At 41.9% G+C, this 18,418-nt stretch carries 12 protein-coding genes; 7 read left to right on the top strand and 5 right to left on the bottom strand.

From position 1 onward, the window contains the following. Nucleotides 1-79 precede the first annotated feature (79 nt). Complete coding sequence (locus ABG082_RS09500; protein ID WP_317327483.1) at nt 80-1,276, bottom strand: cytochrome P450; 1,197 nt, start codon at nt 1,274-1,276, stop codon at nt 80-82. A gap of 423 nt (nt 1,277-1,699) precedes the next feature. Here ABG082_RS09500 and proC point away from each other — a divergent pair, with 423 nt between their 5' ends. Genes proC through ABG082_RS09485 form a run of 3 tightly spaced genes read left to right on the top strand, consistent with a single transcriptional unit; the run spans nt 1,700 to nt 4,978 of the window. Continuing rightward, a complete protein-coding gene (gene proC, locus ABG082_RS09495) occupies nt 1,700-2,545 on the top strand; it encodes a pyrroline-5-carboxylate reductase (RefSeq protein WP_135227083.1) in 846 nt (281 codons plus the stop codon). Nucleotides 2,546-2,572: 27 nt separating this feature from the next. After that, a complete protein-coding gene (gene proB / locus ABG082_RS09490) occupies nt 2,573-3,691 on the top strand; it encodes a glutamate 5-kinase (protein ID WP_019743320.1) in 1,119 nt (372 codons plus the stop codon). An 18-nt stretch (nt 3,692-3,709) separates the two neighbouring features. Next, nucleotides 3,710-4,978: a glutamate-5-semialdehyde dehydrogenase gene (locus ABG082_RS09485; protein WP_019743321.1), complete on the top strand. Its 1,269-nt coding sequence runs from the start codon at nt 3,710-3,712 to the stop codon at nt 4,976-4,978. A 197-nt stretch (nt 4,979-5,175) separates the two neighbouring features. On the opposite strand, the gene ABG082_RS09480 is transcribed toward ABG082_RS09485, so the two are convergent. Beyond that, nucleotides 5,176-5,745: a GNAT family N-acetyltransferase gene (locus tag ABG082_RS09480; protein ID WP_224558375.1), complete on the bottom strand. Its 570-nt coding sequence runs from the start codon at nt 5,743-5,745 to the stop codon at nt 5,176-5,178. Nucleotides 5,746-5,833: 88 nt separating this feature from the next. On the opposite strand from ABG082_RS09480, the gene ABG082_RS09475 reads away from it, so the two are divergent. Continuing rightward, a complete protein-coding gene (locus ABG082_RS09475; RefSeq protein WP_224558374.1) occupies nt 5,834-6,655 on the top strand; it encodes a MerR family transcriptional regulator in 822 nt (273 codons plus the stop codon). Nucleotides 6,656-6,714: 59 nt separating this feature from the next. Here the strand turns inward: ABG082_RS09475 and ABG082_RS09470 are convergent, their stop codons facing one another. The 3 genes from ABG082_RS09470 to ABG082_RS09460 form a co-directional block, all read right to left on the bottom strand. Continuing rightward, a complete protein-coding gene (locus tag ABG082_RS09470; protein WP_125590408.1) occupies nt 6,715-8,544 on the bottom strand; it encodes an ABC transporter ATP-binding protein in 1,830 nt (609 codons plus the stop codon). Then, nucleotides 8,541-10,274: an ABC transporter ATP-binding protein gene (locus ABG082_RS09465; RefSeq protein WP_348936034.1), complete on the bottom strand. Its 1,734-nt coding sequence runs from the start codon at nt 10,272-10,274 to the stop codon at nt 8,541-8,543. The genes ABG082_RS09470 and ABG082_RS09465 overlap by 4 nt, the downstream gene beginning before the upstream one ends. A 94-nt stretch (nt 10,275-10,368) precedes the next feature. Further along, a complete protein-coding gene (locus ABG082_RS09460; protein WP_024718330.1) occupies nt 10,369-11,271 on the bottom strand; it encodes a LysR family transcriptional regulator in 903 nt (300 codons plus the stop codon). 153 nt (nt 11,272-11,424) lie between these two features. Between ABG082_RS09460 and gltB the strand changes: the two genes are divergently transcribed. The 3 genes from gltB (at nt 11,425) to ABG082_RS09445 (ending at nt 18,413) form a co-directional block, all read left to right on the top strand. Then, nucleotides 11,425-15,996: a glutamate synthase large subunit gene (gene gltB, locus ABG082_RS09455; RefSeq protein ID WP_272511610.1), complete on the top strand. Its 4,572-nt coding sequence runs from the start codon at nt 11,425-11,427 to the stop codon at nt 15,994-15,996. Between the two features lie 16 nt (nt 15,997-16,012). Continuing rightward, complete coding sequence (gene gltD / locus ABG082_RS09450) at nt 16,013-17,497, top strand: glutamate synthase small subunit (RefSeq protein ID WP_348936813.1); 1,485 nt, start codon at nt 16,013-16,015, stop codon at nt 17,495-17,497. A gap of 223 nt (nt 17,498-17,720) precedes the next feature. After that, nucleotides 17,721-18,413, top strand: a complete 693-nt coding sequence (locus tag ABG082_RS09445) for a DUF421 domain-containing protein (protein WP_272511609.1) — start codon at nt 17,721-17,723, stop codon at nt 18,411-18,413. Nucleotides 18,414-18,418 lie beyond the last annotated feature (5 nt).

Here is an 18,418-nt window from a genome sequence, read left to right as displayed (position 1 = left end):
TATGGATTTTATTTTAGCATGTTCAGACCAGGAAGGTAAGGATAAGCATATGAAAAAAAGCCCCTGATGAAAGGGGCTTTTAAAAACGGGTGACCTGCACAGGGAATTCTTTGACCCCAAAAACAAACGTGCTTTGAATTGGTTTCAGCTGATCTGCCGCACGGGTGATTTCTCGAAACGTACGGAGTAAAATCTCAAGTGCTAGATGAGCCTCAAGCCGGGCGAGAGGAGCACCAAGACAAAAATGGATGCCGAAGCCAAAGCTCAAATGCGGATTTGATTTTCTGTCAAGACGAAACGTATCTGGATCGTCAAACTTCCGTTCATCACGATTCGCAGATGCCACCCAGCTGATGAGATAGTCTCCTTTTTCAATGTGAGAACCGGCAATCTGAACATCCTCTGCTGCAACTCGCCCAATCGCTTGAACAGGCGGATAATAGCGCAGCGTTTCCTCCGTCAATTGAGGAATGAGAGACAGGTCTTGCCGCACTGATTCGGCGATATGCGGCTGTTCTGTTAAAAGTCGTACGGCATTTGTGATTAAATTAGTCGTTGTTTCATTACCAGCAACGAGTAAGAGTATACAAAAGCCAAGCAGTTCATTTTCTGATAAACGCTCACCGTCAATTTCCGCTTGGATGAGAAGGGAGATTAAATCATCGGCTGGTGTTTCTTTTCGTTTTTGGATCAAATGAGCAAAGTACGCTGACAGCTCTTTTTCTGCTTGTTTTTGCATGTCGACAACGGCTTGAATAGCTTCTTTTGAATCATCTTTGGCTCCTGCAACTAGAGCATCTGAATGTTTTTTGATCAGCTCTCTGTCTTTCACTTCTGCACCGAGAAGCTCGGCGATGATCATGACAGGTAGGGGAGCAGCCAGATCTTGCACAATATCGAAGGTCCGTTGATCCTTTACTTGATGTAATAGATCATGGGTCAAGTCTTTGATCTTTTCTTCTATTTGTTTGATCGCTTTTGGCGTGAAGGCTTTATTGACGAGTGCTCTCATTTTGGTATGTTTTGGAGGGTCCATTGTTAAAATACTCGTTTTAGATGTACTTCTTCCTCGCTGTGATGAAAACACTTTTGGCTGCTTCAGAACGGACTGAATATCAGCATATCGAAAGAGATCCCAGCACTTTCTCGTTTCATCGTATCGAATATCACCCTGCGATCGTAATTCATTGTAGATAGGGAATGGGAAAAGAAGGTCATCAGTAGATCGGATTTCTTTCATTGGGATGACATTGACGTAATTTTCTTTTACTTTCATTATGAACGCTCCTTTTTCACTTGATTTCCCTTTCACGGTATCACCACGAAAAACGCATTTCAACGGACATGTTTTCTAAAATATGTCAATAGTCTAATCGAAAGATTCAAACACATTCATCCTATAGGAAAATAGAAAGTCATCAAAAATGATAGCGCTTTCTAAAAACTAGAATTGAAGTCACCGAAACCAAAAATAAAATGGTGAATTCAGTCGAACGAAAGGGTACTATGATTCAAATCTATATAGTTCTTTTGATCTAAATTGATGATTTAAAAAAACACGGCTAACATACATACCGCAAGCTGTTCAGCGTGTATTCGGGACTTTTGAAAAGCGCTGGCTCTTTCTTGACACGATTTCTCATCATGTTACGATAACTAACGTGCGAAAAACACGAACAAAAAGCGAACAAGGGAGAGGATCAATATCATTGATCAAAAGAAAGTTGCTTTCATTGGAGCAGGTTCTATGGCGGAAGGAATGATTGCAGGTATTGTGCGATCAGGTCAGATGCCGCTCAGCCAAATTTACGCAACAAACAAGCAAAATAAGCAGCGATTAAACGAACTAACGAAACGCTACGGAATCCAAACAGCCACAATGGATTCATTTCCTTTTGAAGAAATGGATATGTTGATCCTGGCGATGAAGCCAAAGGATGCTGAAACAGCACTTGAATCATTAAAACCTCATATTCAGAAAGATCAGCTCATCCTGTCTGTACTTGCAGGTGTGAAATCATCGTATATTGAAGACATGCTGCATGAAGGGCAGCCTGTTATGCGAGTAATGCCAAATACGTCAAGTACGATTGGGGCGTCGGCGACCGCTTTATCTGCTGGACGTTATGTGAAAAATGAACATGTAAGCACGAGTCGGGCTCTTTTATCTGAAATGGGAGAAGTGTATACCATTCAGGAAGAGCAAATGGATATTTTCACAGGAATTGCCGGAAGCGGTCCAGCTTATTTTTATTTCTTAATGGAAAGAATCGAAGAAGCTGGAGAAGAAGCTGGCTTATCAAAAGAAATGTCCCGTCAAATCGGTACACAGACACTTCTCGGTGCAGCGAAGATGCTGCAAGAAACAGCTGAAAACCCTTCTGTCCTCAGAGAAAAAATTACGTCACCTAATGGAACAACTGCTGCAGGACTAGATGCATTAGATGATTTTGGCGGAGGAGAAGCCATCAAGCAGGCCGTCAAACATGCCGCCAATCGATCAAAAGAAATAAGTGAACAGCAAAAACAAAAAGTAACGATATAAATAGAGCCTCAATACAGGAGTGATAAGGTGTACGCAGATAAAGAGAGAAAACGAATTGTTGTGAAAATCGGAAGCAGCTCTCTTACTAGCTTTCAAGGTGAGATTAGTTTAAAAAAACTAGAAAACCTCGTCAATCAAATTGTAAAACTCAAAGATGAAGGACACGAAGTCATTTTGGTCTCATCTGGTGCGGTTGCAGCTGGTTACCGAAAATTAGGATTTATTGATAGACCGAAAACACTGCCAGAAAAACAGGCGTCAGCCTCAATAGGGCAAGGGCTTTTAATGGAGTCATATTCTACTTTATTTTTATCGCACGGTTATATTGCTTCACAGCTATTAATTACAAGAAGCGATTTTTCAGATGAAACGCGCTATCAAAATGTGCGAAATACAATGAATGTGTTATTAGATCGAGGGATCATCCCGATTATTAATGAAAATGATACAGTGACGATCAATCGTTTGAAGTTTGGAGATAATGATACATTGTCTGCAAAAGTAGCTGGACTGATTGATGCGGATTTCCTCGCTATTTTATCTGATATTGACGGCTTGTATGAAGATAACCCTCATACAAATCCGAATGCGAAGAGAATTCTCGAAGTCACAGAAATCACAGAAGACATCGAAGCAGCCGCTGGAGATGCGGGAAGCAGCGTTGGCACAGGCGGAATGAAATCAAAACTCGATGCTTTTAAAATTTCAATGGCCGCAGGCATCAATGGCTTTTTGGGAAAAGCCGATACGCCTCACATTTTAGACAAAGCCATCAATGGGACAGAGGACGGCACTTATTTTACAGCTGACGAAAATTTAGCGCCGCTGAATTATAAAAAACAGTGGATTGCTTTTCATTCTGGCCCAAAAGGCGAAATCGTTGTTCAAGAAAAAACACAGGAGCTTCTCATGCATCGTGAGAAAAGTCTGGATTCTGACGGCATAGTCGATGTAAAGGGTTCGTTTAAAAAAGGCGATGTTGTCCGTATTTTAGATCAAGATGAAAGAGAAATAGGGCTTGGCATTGTCAATTATGCGTCCGACGAACTCGCACTGAACGGTGACTTGCTACAGGATGAAGTGGTGCATGTCGTAGATCTTGAAGCATTTGTTTGTCATTTAGATTTATCAATACCAGTTTGCTAATCATAAGGGAGGAATTTCATGACACTGACAGCTGAAGTTGTCACATCGGTCAAAGAAAAAGCGAAAAAAGCAAAGCACGTATCAAAAAAACTAGGTTTACTTCAAACAGAGGAAAAAAATGAGGCGCTGCTGAAAATAGCAGAAACACTCGAACAGCAAAGCGGTTTTATTTTACAGGAAAATCAAAAGGATTTAGAGGCAGGAAAAGAAAAGGGCTTCTCTGAAGCATTAATGGATCGATTAATGTTAAATGAAGAGAGAATTCATGAGTTTGCGGAAAGTTTGCGGCTTGTGACGAGATTAACAGATCCTGTTGGAGAAATATTGGATGAATGGACTCTTGAAAACGGCTTACATGTGAAAAGCCGAAGAGTACCGCTCGGCGTGATCGGGATGATCTATGAAGCGAGACCGAATGTCACTGTCGATGCAGCAGGGCTTGCCCTTAAGGCAGGCAACTCAGTGATTTTAAAAGGCGGTTCCTCCGCTATTTCTTCCAACAAAGCCATCGTCCGCGTCATTCATGAGGCATTGGATCAAACAAAGATTCCTCGTGATGCGGTACAGTTTATTGAACAAACAGACCGTTCATCGGTTCAAGCGATGTTTCATCTAAAAGAATGGATAGATGTTTTAATTCCGAGAGGCGGGGCTTCTTTAATCAAAACAGTTGTAGAAGAATCGACCATTCCAGTTCTTGAAACAGGGACAGGGAACTGCCATGTTTTTGTTGATCAAACAGCGAATGTGGAAAAAGCCATTCAGATTGTTATCAATGCGAAAACAAATCGCCCGGCCGTTTGTAATGCGCTTGAGACTCTGATCGTTCATCGCGATTGGCTGAAAGAAAATGGTGCAGCATTGAATGAAGCACTGCTTCAGCACCAAGTCACTGTGCATGGAGATCAAGACGCTCAACCTTTCTTTTCCGAAGCGGTTCCTGCGGAGGAAGTAGATTGGACAGATGAGTATTTAAGTCTGGATCTTGCGGTGAAAGTGGTTGACTCAATTGAGGACGCCATTCACCACATTGATCAGTACGGGACCAAACATTCAGAAGCCATCGTAACAGAGGATGAAAAAAACGCACAAATCTTTCTAAACGAAGTCGATGCGGCCGCTGTTTACCATAACGCATCTACACGTTTTACAGATGGCGGTGCACTAGGATATGGCGCTGAAATTGGCATTTCTACTCAAAAACTGCACGCAAGAGGGCCAATGGGACTTCCTGCACTGACAACAACAAAGCTGCTTCTGTCTGGTGATGGTCAGATTAGAAGCTAAAATGAATGTAACGAACACTACCTTTCTCCTTGGGGTAGTGTTCTTTAGTGTATGATAAAAAAAGAGAGAAAAAAGGGAACGACATGGAAACGATGCTGAAGCACTGACAACTCTTGAAAAAGAAGACAAAGGGCTAAAATAAAGTCCATTTTAGCCCTTTGTCAACAATCTGAAACTCCCCATAAGAGGGAGTTTTTTTATGAACTTGAACAATCTTTTTTCATGACTTTCTCAAATTTGAAAAATTCAAATGCCTCAGGCGCTAAAGGGTCATTTTCTTGATCCTTCTCATGAGGGAAGCTCGGATCTGGATGGTGTAAGTGATAAAACTCAACAATCTGAAACCCGCATTTGTTCACATAAAAATGAATGTTGCGCTTTTCAAAATAAGGAGTGACAACTTCCCACACCTTCGTTTCTGGATATTGCGCCTCAATGGCTTTCCATGCTGCCTGACCAATGCCTCGGCTGTGAGATGATGAAGAGATATATAACAGGTCCACCGAATTGCGGTGTGTGTGATGGTTGATTTTTAAAACAACCCCTCCTGCCTTTTGTCCATTTAGTAAAATATGATAGACAAGGTTCTCTGTCGAATAAAAAGATTCATCAATCGACTCATCAGGAGGAATTGGTCCACCTTCTGCATCCCCAAATGCATCAATGATGCCAGCAGTGAAAGCATCTTGCAGTTCCTTTTTCATCAAAGGGAAGTCTTCTTGATTTGCAAGTGATAATGTGACTTGATCTTGTGCGATTTTGTTCATGTGTAAATCCTTTCTCCACATACGTGGTGTTTATGCATGTTATCATAAAGGATGGAGTAACTCCATAGTCAAGAAAGGAGCCCTAAAAATGATGAGCGATGGTCAAAAAACATTTTTAACTGGAGAATTTGCGGCATTATTTGAAGTGAAAAAAGATACACTGCTCTATTATGATAAAATCGATTTGTTTAAGCCGGCAGGTGTTCAGGAAAATGGATACCGTTATTATACATTTGAACAATTTGACCATTTCATGGCCATTCAATCCCTTCGTGCTGTTCAATTTCCGATCAAGCAATTAAAACAATACTTTACTGAGCCTTCTCAAGATAAATTGCAAAGCCTGGCGATTGAGCAAGCAGAAAAGGTCGGAGAGGAGATCCAAAAACTACAGGATATTCAATCTTTTCTTTTTCGTGTGATCGAGACAACGAATGAATTATCATCAGTGAAAACAGGGGAGGTCTTGTTTCAAGAACTGCCAGAGGAACCGATCGTCCTCAGTACATCAAACCCGATTGATTCAAACACACCTGTAGAAGAAATTTCTCGAATTGTAGGAGAATTTCTGAAAGGAATTGGGATTAAAGGTGCTGCGGCAAATGGTTCTGTTTTAAACAAGGAGCAGTTTTTGCAGCGTCATTATCATCAGTCTGATAGGCTGTTTTGCCGAATGGAAGGGCCAGATGCAGTCAAAAAGCCAGCGGGTCTATATGCAGTCATGTATCAACAAGGAACATATGAAGAGATGGAGACTGCCTATTCACGTTTATTAGATCAAATCGAAGCAGAGGATATGATACTGGATGGAGATGTCTTTGAGGAGTATTTACTTCATTCTCTGATGTCTAAAAATGAAGCGGATTACATGACAAAACTCAGTGTGAAAGTCAGAAAACGGGAAGCTTAAGGTATCACAAAAAGGATAGACATGCATTTTTACATGCTGTCTATCCTTTTTGGTGCTGTTTAACCGACTTGGTTCTCGGCAAATTGACTCATATAGAGGTCTGCATAAAAACCTTTTTCTTTCAAAAGCTCACGATGAGTTCCTTTTTCAATGATCGTGCCATCTTTCATAACTAAAATGAGGTCGGCATCTTTAATCGTTGAAAGTCGATGTGCAATGACGAAGCTTGTTCTGCCGTTCATTAATTCATTCATCGCTTTTTGAATATGCATCTCTGTCCGTGTATCGACACTGCTTGTTGCTTCATCTAAGATTAATATCTTCGGATCAGATAAGATGGCACGGGCGATGGTTAACAGTTGACGCTGACCTTGCGAGAGGTTGCCTGCATCTTCTGTTAAGAGTGTGTCATATCCATCTGGAAGGGTGCGGATGAAATCGTCTGCATAGGCATGTTTAGCGGCCTTCAATACATCCTCTTTTGAAACATGCGGTCTACCATATGCGATGTTGTCATAAATTGTGCCTTCAAAGAGCCATGTATCCTGAAGAACCATCGCAAATAAGTCACGCACTTGCTCTCGGCTGAGGTCGGTTGTTTTTACGCCGCCAATGCGAATGGAGCCTTGATCTAGCTCGTAAAAGCGCATTAACAGATTAATAATCGTTGTTTTTCCAGCGCCTGTTGGCCCAACAATGGCAACCGTTTGTCCTTCTCGGACTTGTAAATTCAAATCTTTAATAATGGGTTGATCTTTCTCATAACCGAAGTGAACGTGCTCAAAGGCCACATCTCCAGAAAGGGATTTAAGATCAATCGCTGCATCTTCTTCCGCATGTTCTTCTTCCTCATCAAGAATTTCAAACACCCGTTCAGCAGAAGCGATAGCAGATTGAACTAAGTTTGCAACACTGGATGCTTGCACAAGCGGCTGCGACATTTGCTGTGTGTATTGGATAAATGCCTGCACATCCCCAACACGAATATTCCCGTTAATGACAAGAATTCCACCAGCAACACTTACCGCCACATAGCCAAGATTCCCAATAAAGGTCATCATCGGCATCATTAAGCCGGAGATAAATTGTGCTTTTCTTGAAGATTCATATAGTTGTTCGTTTAATTGATCAAATGTATCAATGGCTTTCTTTTCATAGCCATACGCACGAACCGTCTGATGTCCTGTGAACATTTCATTAATATGTCCATTGATCATCCCTAGTTCTTTTTGCTGTGCTTTAAAATGCTTTTGCGAAAATGATGTAATGCCTCGAATCGCAAACAAACTAAGAGGCAGCGTCAAACAAACAAGCAGTGTCAGCAGCGGACTGATGAAAAGCATCATGACGACAATTCCAATGACTGTAATAACAGATGTGATCACTTGTGTGAGTGCCTGCTGTAAAGAAGTATTAATATTATCAATGTCGTTCATCACCCGGCTCAGCGTGTCTCCGTGTGTTGTTTTATCAAAATAACGAAGAGGGAGACGTGTAAGTTTGTCACTCGCTTCTTGTCTTAGTTCAGCAATGGTCTGCTGCGAGACACCCGCCATTACATATTGCTGCACGAATGAGAAGAGAGATGCCACGACATATAATAGAACAAGCAACAATAAAATGCGTGAAATGACATCAAATTGAACACCAGTTCCTTGTGTAAAACTTTCAAATAGGGAAGAGGTGGCATCCCCAAGTAATTTTGGACTGATGACATTAAAAACGGTTGAACCGATCGCTGCAATCAGGACAACGATCAGCTGAAATTTCCTCGGTTTTAAATAGCCCGTTAAACGAAGAAGTGTTTTTTTAAATTCCTTCGGTTTTTGTACTGGGCCCCTTGGGTGACCGCCTTTATGTCCCATTCCAGAAGACATTTTTTTACTCATCCTTGCTCCACCTCCTGACCTTCCTGTGATGCGACTATCTCTTGATAGACAAGGTTATCTTTCAGTAACTGTTCATGTGTACCGATACCTGCTATTTTTCCATCATCTAACACAATGATTTTATCGCTATGCTTCACTGTGCTGATTCTTTGAGCCACAATAATCAAAGCAGCATGCTCTTTTTCAGCTTCTAGTGCTGACCGAAGTTTTGCATCCGTTTTGTAATCAAGGGCAGAGAAGCTATCGTCAAACAAGTAGAATGCAGGTTTTCTTACGAGTGCTCTTGCGATCGAAAGACGCTGCTTTTGACCGCCAGAGAGATTCGAACCCCCTTGGTCTATCTCTGCGTGAATTCCGCCATCTTTTTGCAAAACAAATTCTTCGGCCTGTGCCGTCCGCAGTGCCTGCCAAATCTCGTCATCTGTTGCATCGTGTTTGCCAAAGCGCACATTATCAGCAATGGTTCCGCTAAATAAAATGGCTTTTTGAGAAACATAACCCATCTGACTTCTCAGTTTCTCTTGAGGCAATTCTCTAATATCGACACCATCTAATGTAATTCTTCCTTCTGTTGCTTCATAAAAACGTGTCATCAGCTGAAGAAGGGTCGTTTTCCCGGAACCTGTACTGCCAATGATCGCCGTCGTTTCACCCTTTTTGGCTTCAAACGTCATGTCTTGAACGGCTGGTTTTTCAGCATTTGAATAATAAAATGACACATTCTCAAAGCGAATGGACTGGGCCGGCTGATCAAGTTTAGTGACAGCTTCTTTTTTGTCTTTAATTTTTGGTTCTAGATTTAACACTTCATTCATCCGTTTAGCTGATGCCTGAGCTCTAGGCACCATAATAAAACTCATAGAAAGCATAATGAGTGCCATTAAAATCATCATCGCATATTGAATGAAGGCGATCAGATTCCCGACTTCCATCTGTCCGGCATCAATCCGATTAGCGCCAATCCAGACAATGCCGATATTCGTGAAGTTCATGATGATGAGCATAAAAGGAAACAAGTACGCCATTAATCGATTGACCTTAAGGCCAGTATCCTTATACGATGTATTGGCTTCTTGAAAACGTTCCTTTTCGTCATCTACTCGGTTAAACGCACGAATGACCCGAATGCCTGAAAGCGACTCTCTCATAATTAAGTTCAGCCGGTCCGTTTTTTTCTGAAGCTGTCCAAAGAGGGGGATCGCTTTTCTTGACACCAAATAAATGAACCCGCCAAGAAGGGGAAGAGCTGCTAAAAAGATGAGAGATAACACAGCATCTCTAGATACAGCCAAAATAATTCCACCAACGAGCATAAGTGGCGCCCGTGTCATCATTTGTAAGATCATGATCGTGACATCTTGAACTTGTTTCACATCATTTGTTGATCTTGTAATAAAGGAAGATGTCCCGATTTTTTGAAATTCTTCTAATGAGAATTGTTCGACATGCACAAACAGCTGTCTTCTCATATCACGCCCGAAGCCTAGAGCTGTCTTAGATGACAAGTAGGACTTCCAAATCGTGAGCAAGATGGCAAGTAAAGAACAAGCCACCATCCAGCCCCCAACCTTCCATATATAAGCGACATCTCCTTGGACGATCCCGACATCAACGATATCTGCCGTAAGCGTCGGTAAATACAGCTGGAGCATACTGCTTAAAAAGGTGAGAATTACAATGGACACAACGGATAGCCGATAGGGCTTTAAAAACGATAAAATTGATTTCATACGATTACCTTTCTTCCATATAGTCTGTTGTTCTGTAACTCATCATATACAAAGAGGGATTATTTCTACAAATGAAATGTCTTGTTTTAATGAATTATTTATATTGTTCAATTTTTGAAAAGAAATCCTTTACAAACATATAAAAATCATGGGCAGAAGGAGACATCTCTCTCGATTTAGAAGCAATAATTCCGACCGTTCTCCTCACTTGAGGGAAATCAATTGGAATTTTCACTGTAAATCGCGGTGTTGTTTCATAAAAGGCACTTTCGGGTAATAAGGTAACGCCCATACCCGCTGACACGAGACCTTTAATGGCATCCAAATCTTCTCCTTCAGATGAGATAGTAGGCTCATAGCCAGCCTGCTTACAGGCATCAACCGCAATTTGTCTCAGCACATATCCTTCAGGAAACAAAACGAAATGGTCTTTTCTCAAATCACTTAAATGAATACTTCTTTGCCCGCTAAAGGGGTGACTAATAGGCAAAAGGGCATAAATGCTTTCGGAAAACAAGATATTTCCTTCTATTTGAGGATCGTTTGTCGGGACGGGTCCTAAAAAGGCAAGATCAATGTCTCGATTTTTAACAGCTTCAATCAGAAACTTATAGGAACCTTGCCGAAGTAAAAAATCGACCTCTGGATATTCCAGCTTAAATGCGGAAATGACAGAAGGGAGCACTTGGCTTGCTAGACTTGTAGGAAATCCAATGTTCACTGTCCCTTTGTGTGGGTCTAAGTATTCATCAATTTGTTCTTTGGCGTAATCTATCGCTTTTAGGGCGGTTCTGACATGGTCCAAAAATTGTCTGCCGATTTTCGTTAATTTGATATTTCGTCCTTCTCGTTCGAATAAAGCCACTCCAAGTTCTTCTTCTAAATTGGCAATCTGCCGGCTGATGGCAGATTGGGCAACGTGTAAGTTTTCAGCCGCTTCTGACACGTGTTCACGGTCAGCAACTTCTACAAAATAACGTAATTGACGAAGCTCCATTTTTGCACTTCACACCCATCTATCTCAAAAAGAGATTGTTTTGATCTAAATTATATATTGTTTATATCAATTTGAAAACTTAAAATAAGTTACAGAGTTTGTGAGATTTTATTACTGTGAAAAAACGGATCTTTTAAACGGGGGAGAGAAACGATGACTTATAATCAACTACCACAACCACAAGGTCTCTACCGTCCTGAATTTGAACATGATGCATGTGGAATCGGACTGTACGCCCATTTAAAAGGGGAGGCGACACATAGCATCGTCAAAAAGGGATTGCAAATGCTGTGCCAGCTTGATCACCGCGGCGGGCAAGGCAGTGATCCGTATACAGGTGATGGTGCCGGCTTAATGGTACAACTGCCAGACGCTTTTTTTAGAAAGAACTGTCAAGACTTTGCACTTCCTGAAAAGGGCCGTTACGGGGTAGGAATGGTGTTCTTTTCAAAAGATGATGATGCCAAAACGCGTCAAGCGATCGAACAAAAGATCAACGGCTTCATTAAACAAGAAGGGCAAACATTAATTGGCTGGAGAACGGTCCCTGTTGATGCTGGGAAAATTGGAACGGTTGCAGCGAAGAGCTGTCCGGTTGTCCGGCAGGTGTTCATCGGAGCAAACGACAACGTAACAGACCGTTTGTCATTTGAACGAAAATTATATGTCATCCGTAAGCAGGCTGAAAATTGGGGAACAGCAGAGGAAAAACAATTTTACTTTGTCAGCCTGTCTAGTCAAACCATTGTATATAAGGGGCTTTTAACATCAGATCAAGTTGATGCTTTTTATCTTGATCTACAGGATGAAACATTTGTTTCTGCATTTTCACTCGTTCATTCAAGATTTAGTACAAATACATTCCCGACATGGGAACGAGCGCATCCAAACCGTTACTTAATTCATAACGGAGAAATTAACACATTAAGAGGAAACATCAATTGGATGAGAGCAAGAGAACAACAATTCGTGTCTGAAGCCTTCGGAGAAGATCTAGACAAGATTTTGCCAGTGCTGAATGCAGACGGAAGTGATTCATCCATTTTAGACAATGCCTTTGAATTTTTCGTGCTTGCAGGGCGTACTCCTGCTCATACAGCGATGATGCTGATTCCTGAGCCGTGGACGGAGAATACGCACATGTCAAAAGAGAAACGGGCATTTTATGAATACCATAGTTCGTTAATGGAGCCATGGGATGGCCCAACAGCGATTTCGTTTACGGATGGTAAACAAATCGGCGCCATCTTAGACCGTAACGGATTAAGACCTGCGAGATACTATGTGACAAATGACGATCATATCATTTTCTCATCTGAAGTCGGCGTCATCGACACGAATGAAGAAGATGTGAAGTATAAAGACCGTCTTGAACCAGGTAAAATGCTGTTAATCGATTTAGAAGAAGGACGCATTATTTCTGATGAAGAAGTGAAATCTTCGATTGCGAATGAACTTCCTTATCAAAAATGGCTCGATGAAGAAATGGTTCACGTCAATCGCTCTGAAGAAAATTCAGAAAATTCTAGTATAATGAGTGATTTGTTAACGCGTCAGCGTGCTTTCCATTATACGTACGAAGACATTCAAAAGTATTTAATTCCTTTACTCGAAGAAGGAAAGGACCCAATTGGCTCAATGGGAAGTGATACACCGCTTGCTGTGTTATCAGATCGTGCACAGTCGCTGTTTTCTTATTTCAAACAGCTGTTTGCTCAAGTTACGAATCCGCCGATTGATGCCATTCGTGAGCAGCTTGTTACATCGACCATGACTTGGTTAGGTGCAGAAGGAGATATTTTACATCCAAATGAATATTCATGCCGAAGAATTAAACTTTATACACCTGTTTTAACAAGCGGGCAGTTCAACGGCTTGAAAACAATTGTTCATAACGCCTTTAAAAGCAAAACGATTCATACACTTTTCACTGATGACCTAAAACGCGGTCTTGATGCGATGTTTGAAGAGGCAGAAAAAGCCATTCGTGAAGGGGTATCTTTACTAATTCTTTCCGATCGTGACATGACGGAAGAAAAAGTGCCGATTCCACCACTTCTTGCATTGAGTGCACTTCATCAGCATCTTGTGCGTCAAGGCTTACGAACAAAGGTGAGCTTAATCGTCGAATCTGGAGAAGTAAGAGAGGTTCATCATTTTGCCGCACTGATTGGCTACGGTGCAGATGCGATCCATCCGTACCTCGTTTACGAAACATACAAACAGCTTATTGCTGAAGAAGCGATTGCGATTAGCTTTGATGAAGCTGTCACAAAGTTTGGGAAAAGTGTGACTGAGGGCGTCGTTAAAGTAATGTCTAAAGTGGGAATTTCCACTGTCCAAAGCTATCGAGGCGCACAAATTTTTGAAGCAGTCGGCATTAGTGAAGATGTCATCCAGGCGTATTTCACAGGAACAGCTTCTCAGCTAGGCGGTATTGATCTTGACACCATTGCAAGTGAAGCAAAGCTTCGTCATGAAGCAGGGTATCAGGCATCAACTGATCAAACACTAGAATCAGGCAGTGAGTTCCAGTGGAGAAAAAATGGAGAGCATCATGCCTTTAACCCAAAAACCATTCATACCCTTCAGTGGGCATGCCGCAACGAAGATTATGATTTATTTAAGCAATACACGAAGGCAGCAGATGAAGAACGAATTGGTTTCCTTAGAAATCTATTTGCTTTTCATTCAAAACAAAAGCCAGTTCGTCTGGAAGAAGTTGAATCTGCAGAATCCATTGTGCGCCGCTTTAAGACAGGTGCGATGTCATTTGGTTCATTAAGTAAAGAAGCGCATGAAGCACTAGCGATTGCGATGAACCGAATTGGCGGCAAAAGCAACAGCGGAGAAGGCGGGGAAGATCCTGCACGCTTTACAGTAGATGAGCACGGGGATGATCGCAGAAGTGCGATTAAACAGATTGCTTCTGGCCGCTTTGGCGTGAAGAGTCATTACTTAGTCAATGCAGATGAACTGCAAATTAAAATGGCGCAAGGTGCAAAGCCTGGAGAAGGCGGACAGCTGCCAGGAAATAAAGTGTATCCTTGGGTCGCAGACGTACGCGGTTCTACGCCAGGTGTTGGGCTGATCTCACCACCGCCTCACCATGATATTTATTCAATCGAGGATTTGGCTCAACTGATCCATGATTTGAAAAATGCAAACCGTGACGCGCGCATTAGTGTCAAGCTTGTCTCTAAAGCGGGCGTTGGAACGATTGCAGCAGGTGTCGCAAAAGGGACAGCGGATGTTATCGTGATTAGTGGATATGATGGCGGTACTGGGGCTTCTCCGAAAACAAGTATTAAACATACAGGACTTCCTTGGGAGCTTGGATTGGCAGAAGCGCATCAAACCCTTGTCTTAAACGGTCTTCGAGAGCGAGTCGTTCTTGAGACGGATGGCAAATTAATGACAGGACGCGACGTTGTCATGGCTGCGATTTTAGGAGCAGAAGAATACGGCTTTGCGACAGCTCCACTTGTCGTATTAGGATGCGTCATGATGAGAGCATGTCATTTAGATACTTGCCCAGTCGGTGTCGCTACGCAAAACCCTGAACTTCGCAAAAAATTCATGGGTGACCCTGATCACATTGTCAACTTCATGATGTTTATTGCAGAGGAAGTAAGAGAAATCTTAGCTGAACTTGGCTTTACATCAATGGATGAATTGATTGGGCGTACGGATGTTTTATCAGTAAGTGAAAGAGCAAAAGCACACTGGAAAGCAGGACAGCTGAACCTTGAAACCCTGCTTTATCAGCCAGAGGGAGCACGCACATTCAGAACGCCACAAAATCATAAAATTGATGAATCACTGGATATGAATGAGATTCTCCCTTATGTACAGGAAGCGCTCGATCATCAAACACCGGTTGATCTGTCACTAAACATTCGCAACATTCACCGTGTAGCTGGAACGATTACGGGCAGTGAAGTGTCTAAGCGCTACGGAGAAGAAGGTCTGCCAGAGGATACGATTACACTTCGGTTCACTGGTTCAGCTGGACAAAGCTTCGGCGCATTTGTTCCAAAGGGGATGTCCTTATATTTAACAGGTGACTCAAATGACTATATCGGCAAAGGACTCTCTGGAGGCAAAATTGCTGTCAAAACATCTGATCACTTTGTACAAAATGGACATGAGAACGTGATTGTCGGTAACGTTGCATTTTACGGCGCAACAAGCGGAAAAGCGTATATTAACGGCCGTGCAGGTGAACGATTTGCCGTGCGTAATTCAGGTGTCAATGTGGTCGTTGAAGGAATCGGTGATCATGGCTGTGAATACATGACTGGCGGACGTGTTGTCATTTTAGGTGACGTCGGGAAAAACTTTGGTGCAGGGATGTCTGGCGGTATCGCTTATGTGCATACATCTGATGCAAAACAGTTCAAAAGAATGTGCAACATGGAAATGATCATGTTTGAAAAACTCACAGATCACGAAGAAGAACAAGAAGTGAAGCAAATGATTCAGGAACATCTTGATTATACAAACAGCTCAAAAGCAGCAGCGCTTCTAGAGAACTGGGCACAAGAAAAGAATCAATTCATTAAGATCATTCCGAGAAATTACAAAATGATGCTTCAAAGCATTGAGGAACAAAAACAAGCAGGCCTCAGCCACGAGGAAGCTGTTATGTTCGCATTTGAAGCAAACACAAAACCGAAAAATAAAGAAACGGCAAACGGGCAAAAAGCAGCCCTCGCTCATTAAGAAAGGGGAGAGGACAATGGGCAAAGCAACAGGTTTTATGGATTATAAAAGAGAAAAGCCAAATGAACGTGACCCTCTCACTCGTCAAAATGACTGGAAAGAATATTCAGCTCCTTATACAGATGAGGTATTGAAACAGCAGGGTGCTAGATGTATGGATTGCGGAACACCGTTTTGTCAAATTGGAATGGAGATCAGGGGCGGCGTTTCTGGCTGCCCGATCTACAATTTAATTCCAGAATGGAATGACCTTGTCTACCGGGGCAGATGGAAAGAAGCGCTTGAAAGACTGCAAAAAACGAACAATTTCCCTGAATTTACTGGGAGAGTATGTCCAGCACCTTGTGAAGGCTCATGTACCGTCGCGATCAATGATCCAGCAGTATCGATTAAAAATATCGAACGGACGATCATTGATAAAGGCTTTGAAAATGGCTGGATTACACCAAGAATTCCTTCAAGTCGTACAGGGAAAAAGGTTGCCATTGTTGGATCAGGACCAGCAGGACTGGCAAGTGCAGACCAACTAAACCAAGCAGGCCATGCTGTAACCGTGTTTGAACGATCTGATCGTCTAGGTGGGTTGCTCACTTATGGTATTCCGAATATGAAGCTCGACAAAGAAGTCGTTGAGCGCAGAGTTAAACTGCTAAGACAAGAAGGCATTGACTTTGTGACCAATACAGAAATTGGTGTGGATATCACGGCTGATGAACTGAAAGAGCAATTTGATGCGGTTATCCTTTGTACAGGTGCACAAAAGCAGCGTGACCTGTTAATTGAAGGCAGGGAAGCAAAAGGGATTCACCTGGCAATGGATTATTTAACACTCGCAACAAAAAGCATGCTTGATTCAGGATTCAAAGATAAAAACTTTATTGACGCAAAAGGGAAAGACGTCATTGTGATTGGCGGAGGAGATACAGGTGCTGACTGCGTTGCAACTGCACTTCGCCAAAAAGCAAAAAGTGTTGTTCAATTCGGAAAGCATCCAAAGCTTCCAGATACACGTGTAGGGGATAACATGTGGCCAGAACAGCCTTATGTCTTCTCTCTAGATTATGCTTACGAAGAAGCACAAGCAAAATTTGGAGAAGACCCGCGGCAATATTCGATTCAAACCACAAAGATTGTGGCTGATAAAAATGGGAAGTTAAAAGAGCTTCATACCATTCAAATGGAAAAGGTGAAAAACGAGCAAGGGAAGATTGAATTTCATGAGATTCCAGGAACAGAGAAGGTATGGCCAGCTCAGCTAGTCTTTATTGCGATTGGTTTTGAGGGAACTGAACAGCCGCTAGTGAAACACTTTGGCGTGGACAGCAAAAACAATCGGATTGACGCAAAATATGGGGAATATACAACGAATGTAGAAGGCGTATTTGCAGCGGGAGATGCAAGACGCGGTCAAAGCTTGATTGTCTGGGCAATTAACGAAGGCAGACAAGTGGCGCATGAGGTAGACCGTTATTTAATGGGGAGTTCGGTTCTGCCAAAATAGGTCAAACAAAGGGTGTTTACCATATATAGAGAAAAGCCATGACCAAAGAGTGGTCATGGCTTTTTATGATTCAGACATGGTGGGATTTGAAATTCTAGATGATGGATCTAACAAAACGCTTGAGGAAGACGACGTCTTTATTTTACTGCCTTCATAAATGGTTTAGAACCTTCCTTTCCTGTACATGCTGTAAGTACATGCAGTGAGAAAGGAAGGTATATTTGTGCCATTTTTAAATATTTTGATTGAACTCTTTATCGGATTTTTTGCTTTATTTTCCATTACAAAGCTATTAGGGAAAACACAATTTGCACAAATCACGCCGTTTGATTTTATTTCTGCACTGATTTTAGGGGAGATGGTCGGTAACGCCATTTTTGATCCAGAAGTCAACGTGCTACATATCCTTTTTGCAGTTGCAGTCTGGGGCGTTTTAATCTACACAGTTGAATGGCTTTCACAAAAATTCAAATCCATTCGCGCCTTTTTAGAAGGAAGACCGACTCTTGTGATTGATAAAGGAAAGATTCACTATAATCGATTAAAGAAAAATATGCTCGATTTAAATCAGCTGCAGACGCTGATTCGAGCGAAAGGGCATTTTGCTCTTAATGAAATTGAATTTGCCATTTTGGAAACGGACGGGTCTGTGAGTGTACTTCCGAAAATGAAGTATGCACCAGCTACAGCAGAAGATGTGAACGTGAAAGGAAAAGAAGTCACATTACCTAGAACGTTTATTATCGACGGAGAGATTTTAAGAAAAGATTTAAAGGAAGCTGGATTTGATGAAGCGTGGCTGAGAGAGCAATTGAAAAAGCAGCACATTTCCTCCTATAAAGACGTCCTATTTTGTGAATGGATTGAAAATGAAGGAATTTATGCGATGAAATATGAAAAAACATCCACAACCTAACACAG

It is taken from the genome of Bacillus sp. BS1807G30 (genome assembly GCF_040047675.1).
Lineage (GTDB): Bacteria > Bacillota > Bacilli > Bacillales > Bacillaceae > Bacillus > Bacillus altitudinis.
Note: the sequence above shows the minus strand (reverse complement) of the source record. Positions and strands in the feature narration are given on the sequence as shown.

What these genes read in the sequence shown, in the direction of transcription:
- gltB (WP_272511610.1), top strand. Translation starts at nt 11,425, where the DNA reads ATGACTTATAATCAACTACCACAACCACAAGGTCTCTACCGTCCTGAA.
- ABG082_RS09465 (WP_348936034.1), bottom strand. Translation starts at nt 10,274, where the DNA reads ATGAAATCAATTTTATCGTTTTTAAAGCCCTATCGGCTATCCGTTGTG.
- ABG082_RS09485 (WP_019743321.1), top strand. Translation starts at nt 3,710, where the DNA reads ATGACACTGACAGCTGAAGTTGTCACATCGGTCAAAGAAAAAGCGAAA.
- ABG082_RS09460 (WP_024718330.1), bottom strand. Translation starts at nt 11,271, where the DNA reads ATGGAGCTTCGTCAATTACGTTATTTTGTAGAAGTTGCTGACCGTGAA.
- ABG082_RS09480 (WP_224558375.1), bottom strand. Translation starts at nt 5,745, where the DNA reads ATGAACAAAATCGCACAAGATCAAGTCACATTATCACTTGCAAATCAA.
- ABG082_RS09475 (WP_224558374.1), top strand. Translation starts at nt 5,834, where the DNA reads ATGATGAGCGATGGTCAAAAAACATTTTTAACTGGAGAATTTGCGGCA.
- ABG082_RS09500 (WP_317327483.1), bottom strand. Translation starts at nt 1,276, where the DNA reads ATGAAAGTAAAAGAAAATTACGTCAATGTCATCCCAATGAAAGAAATC.
- gltD (WP_348936813.1), top strand. Translation starts at nt 16,013, where the DNA reads ATGGGCAAAGCAACAGGTTTTATGGATTATAAAAGAGAAAAGCCAAAT.
- ABG082_RS09470 (WP_125590408.1), bottom strand. Translation starts at nt 8,544, where the DNA reads ATGAGTAAAAAAATGTCTTCTGGAATGGGACATAAAGGCGGTCACCCA.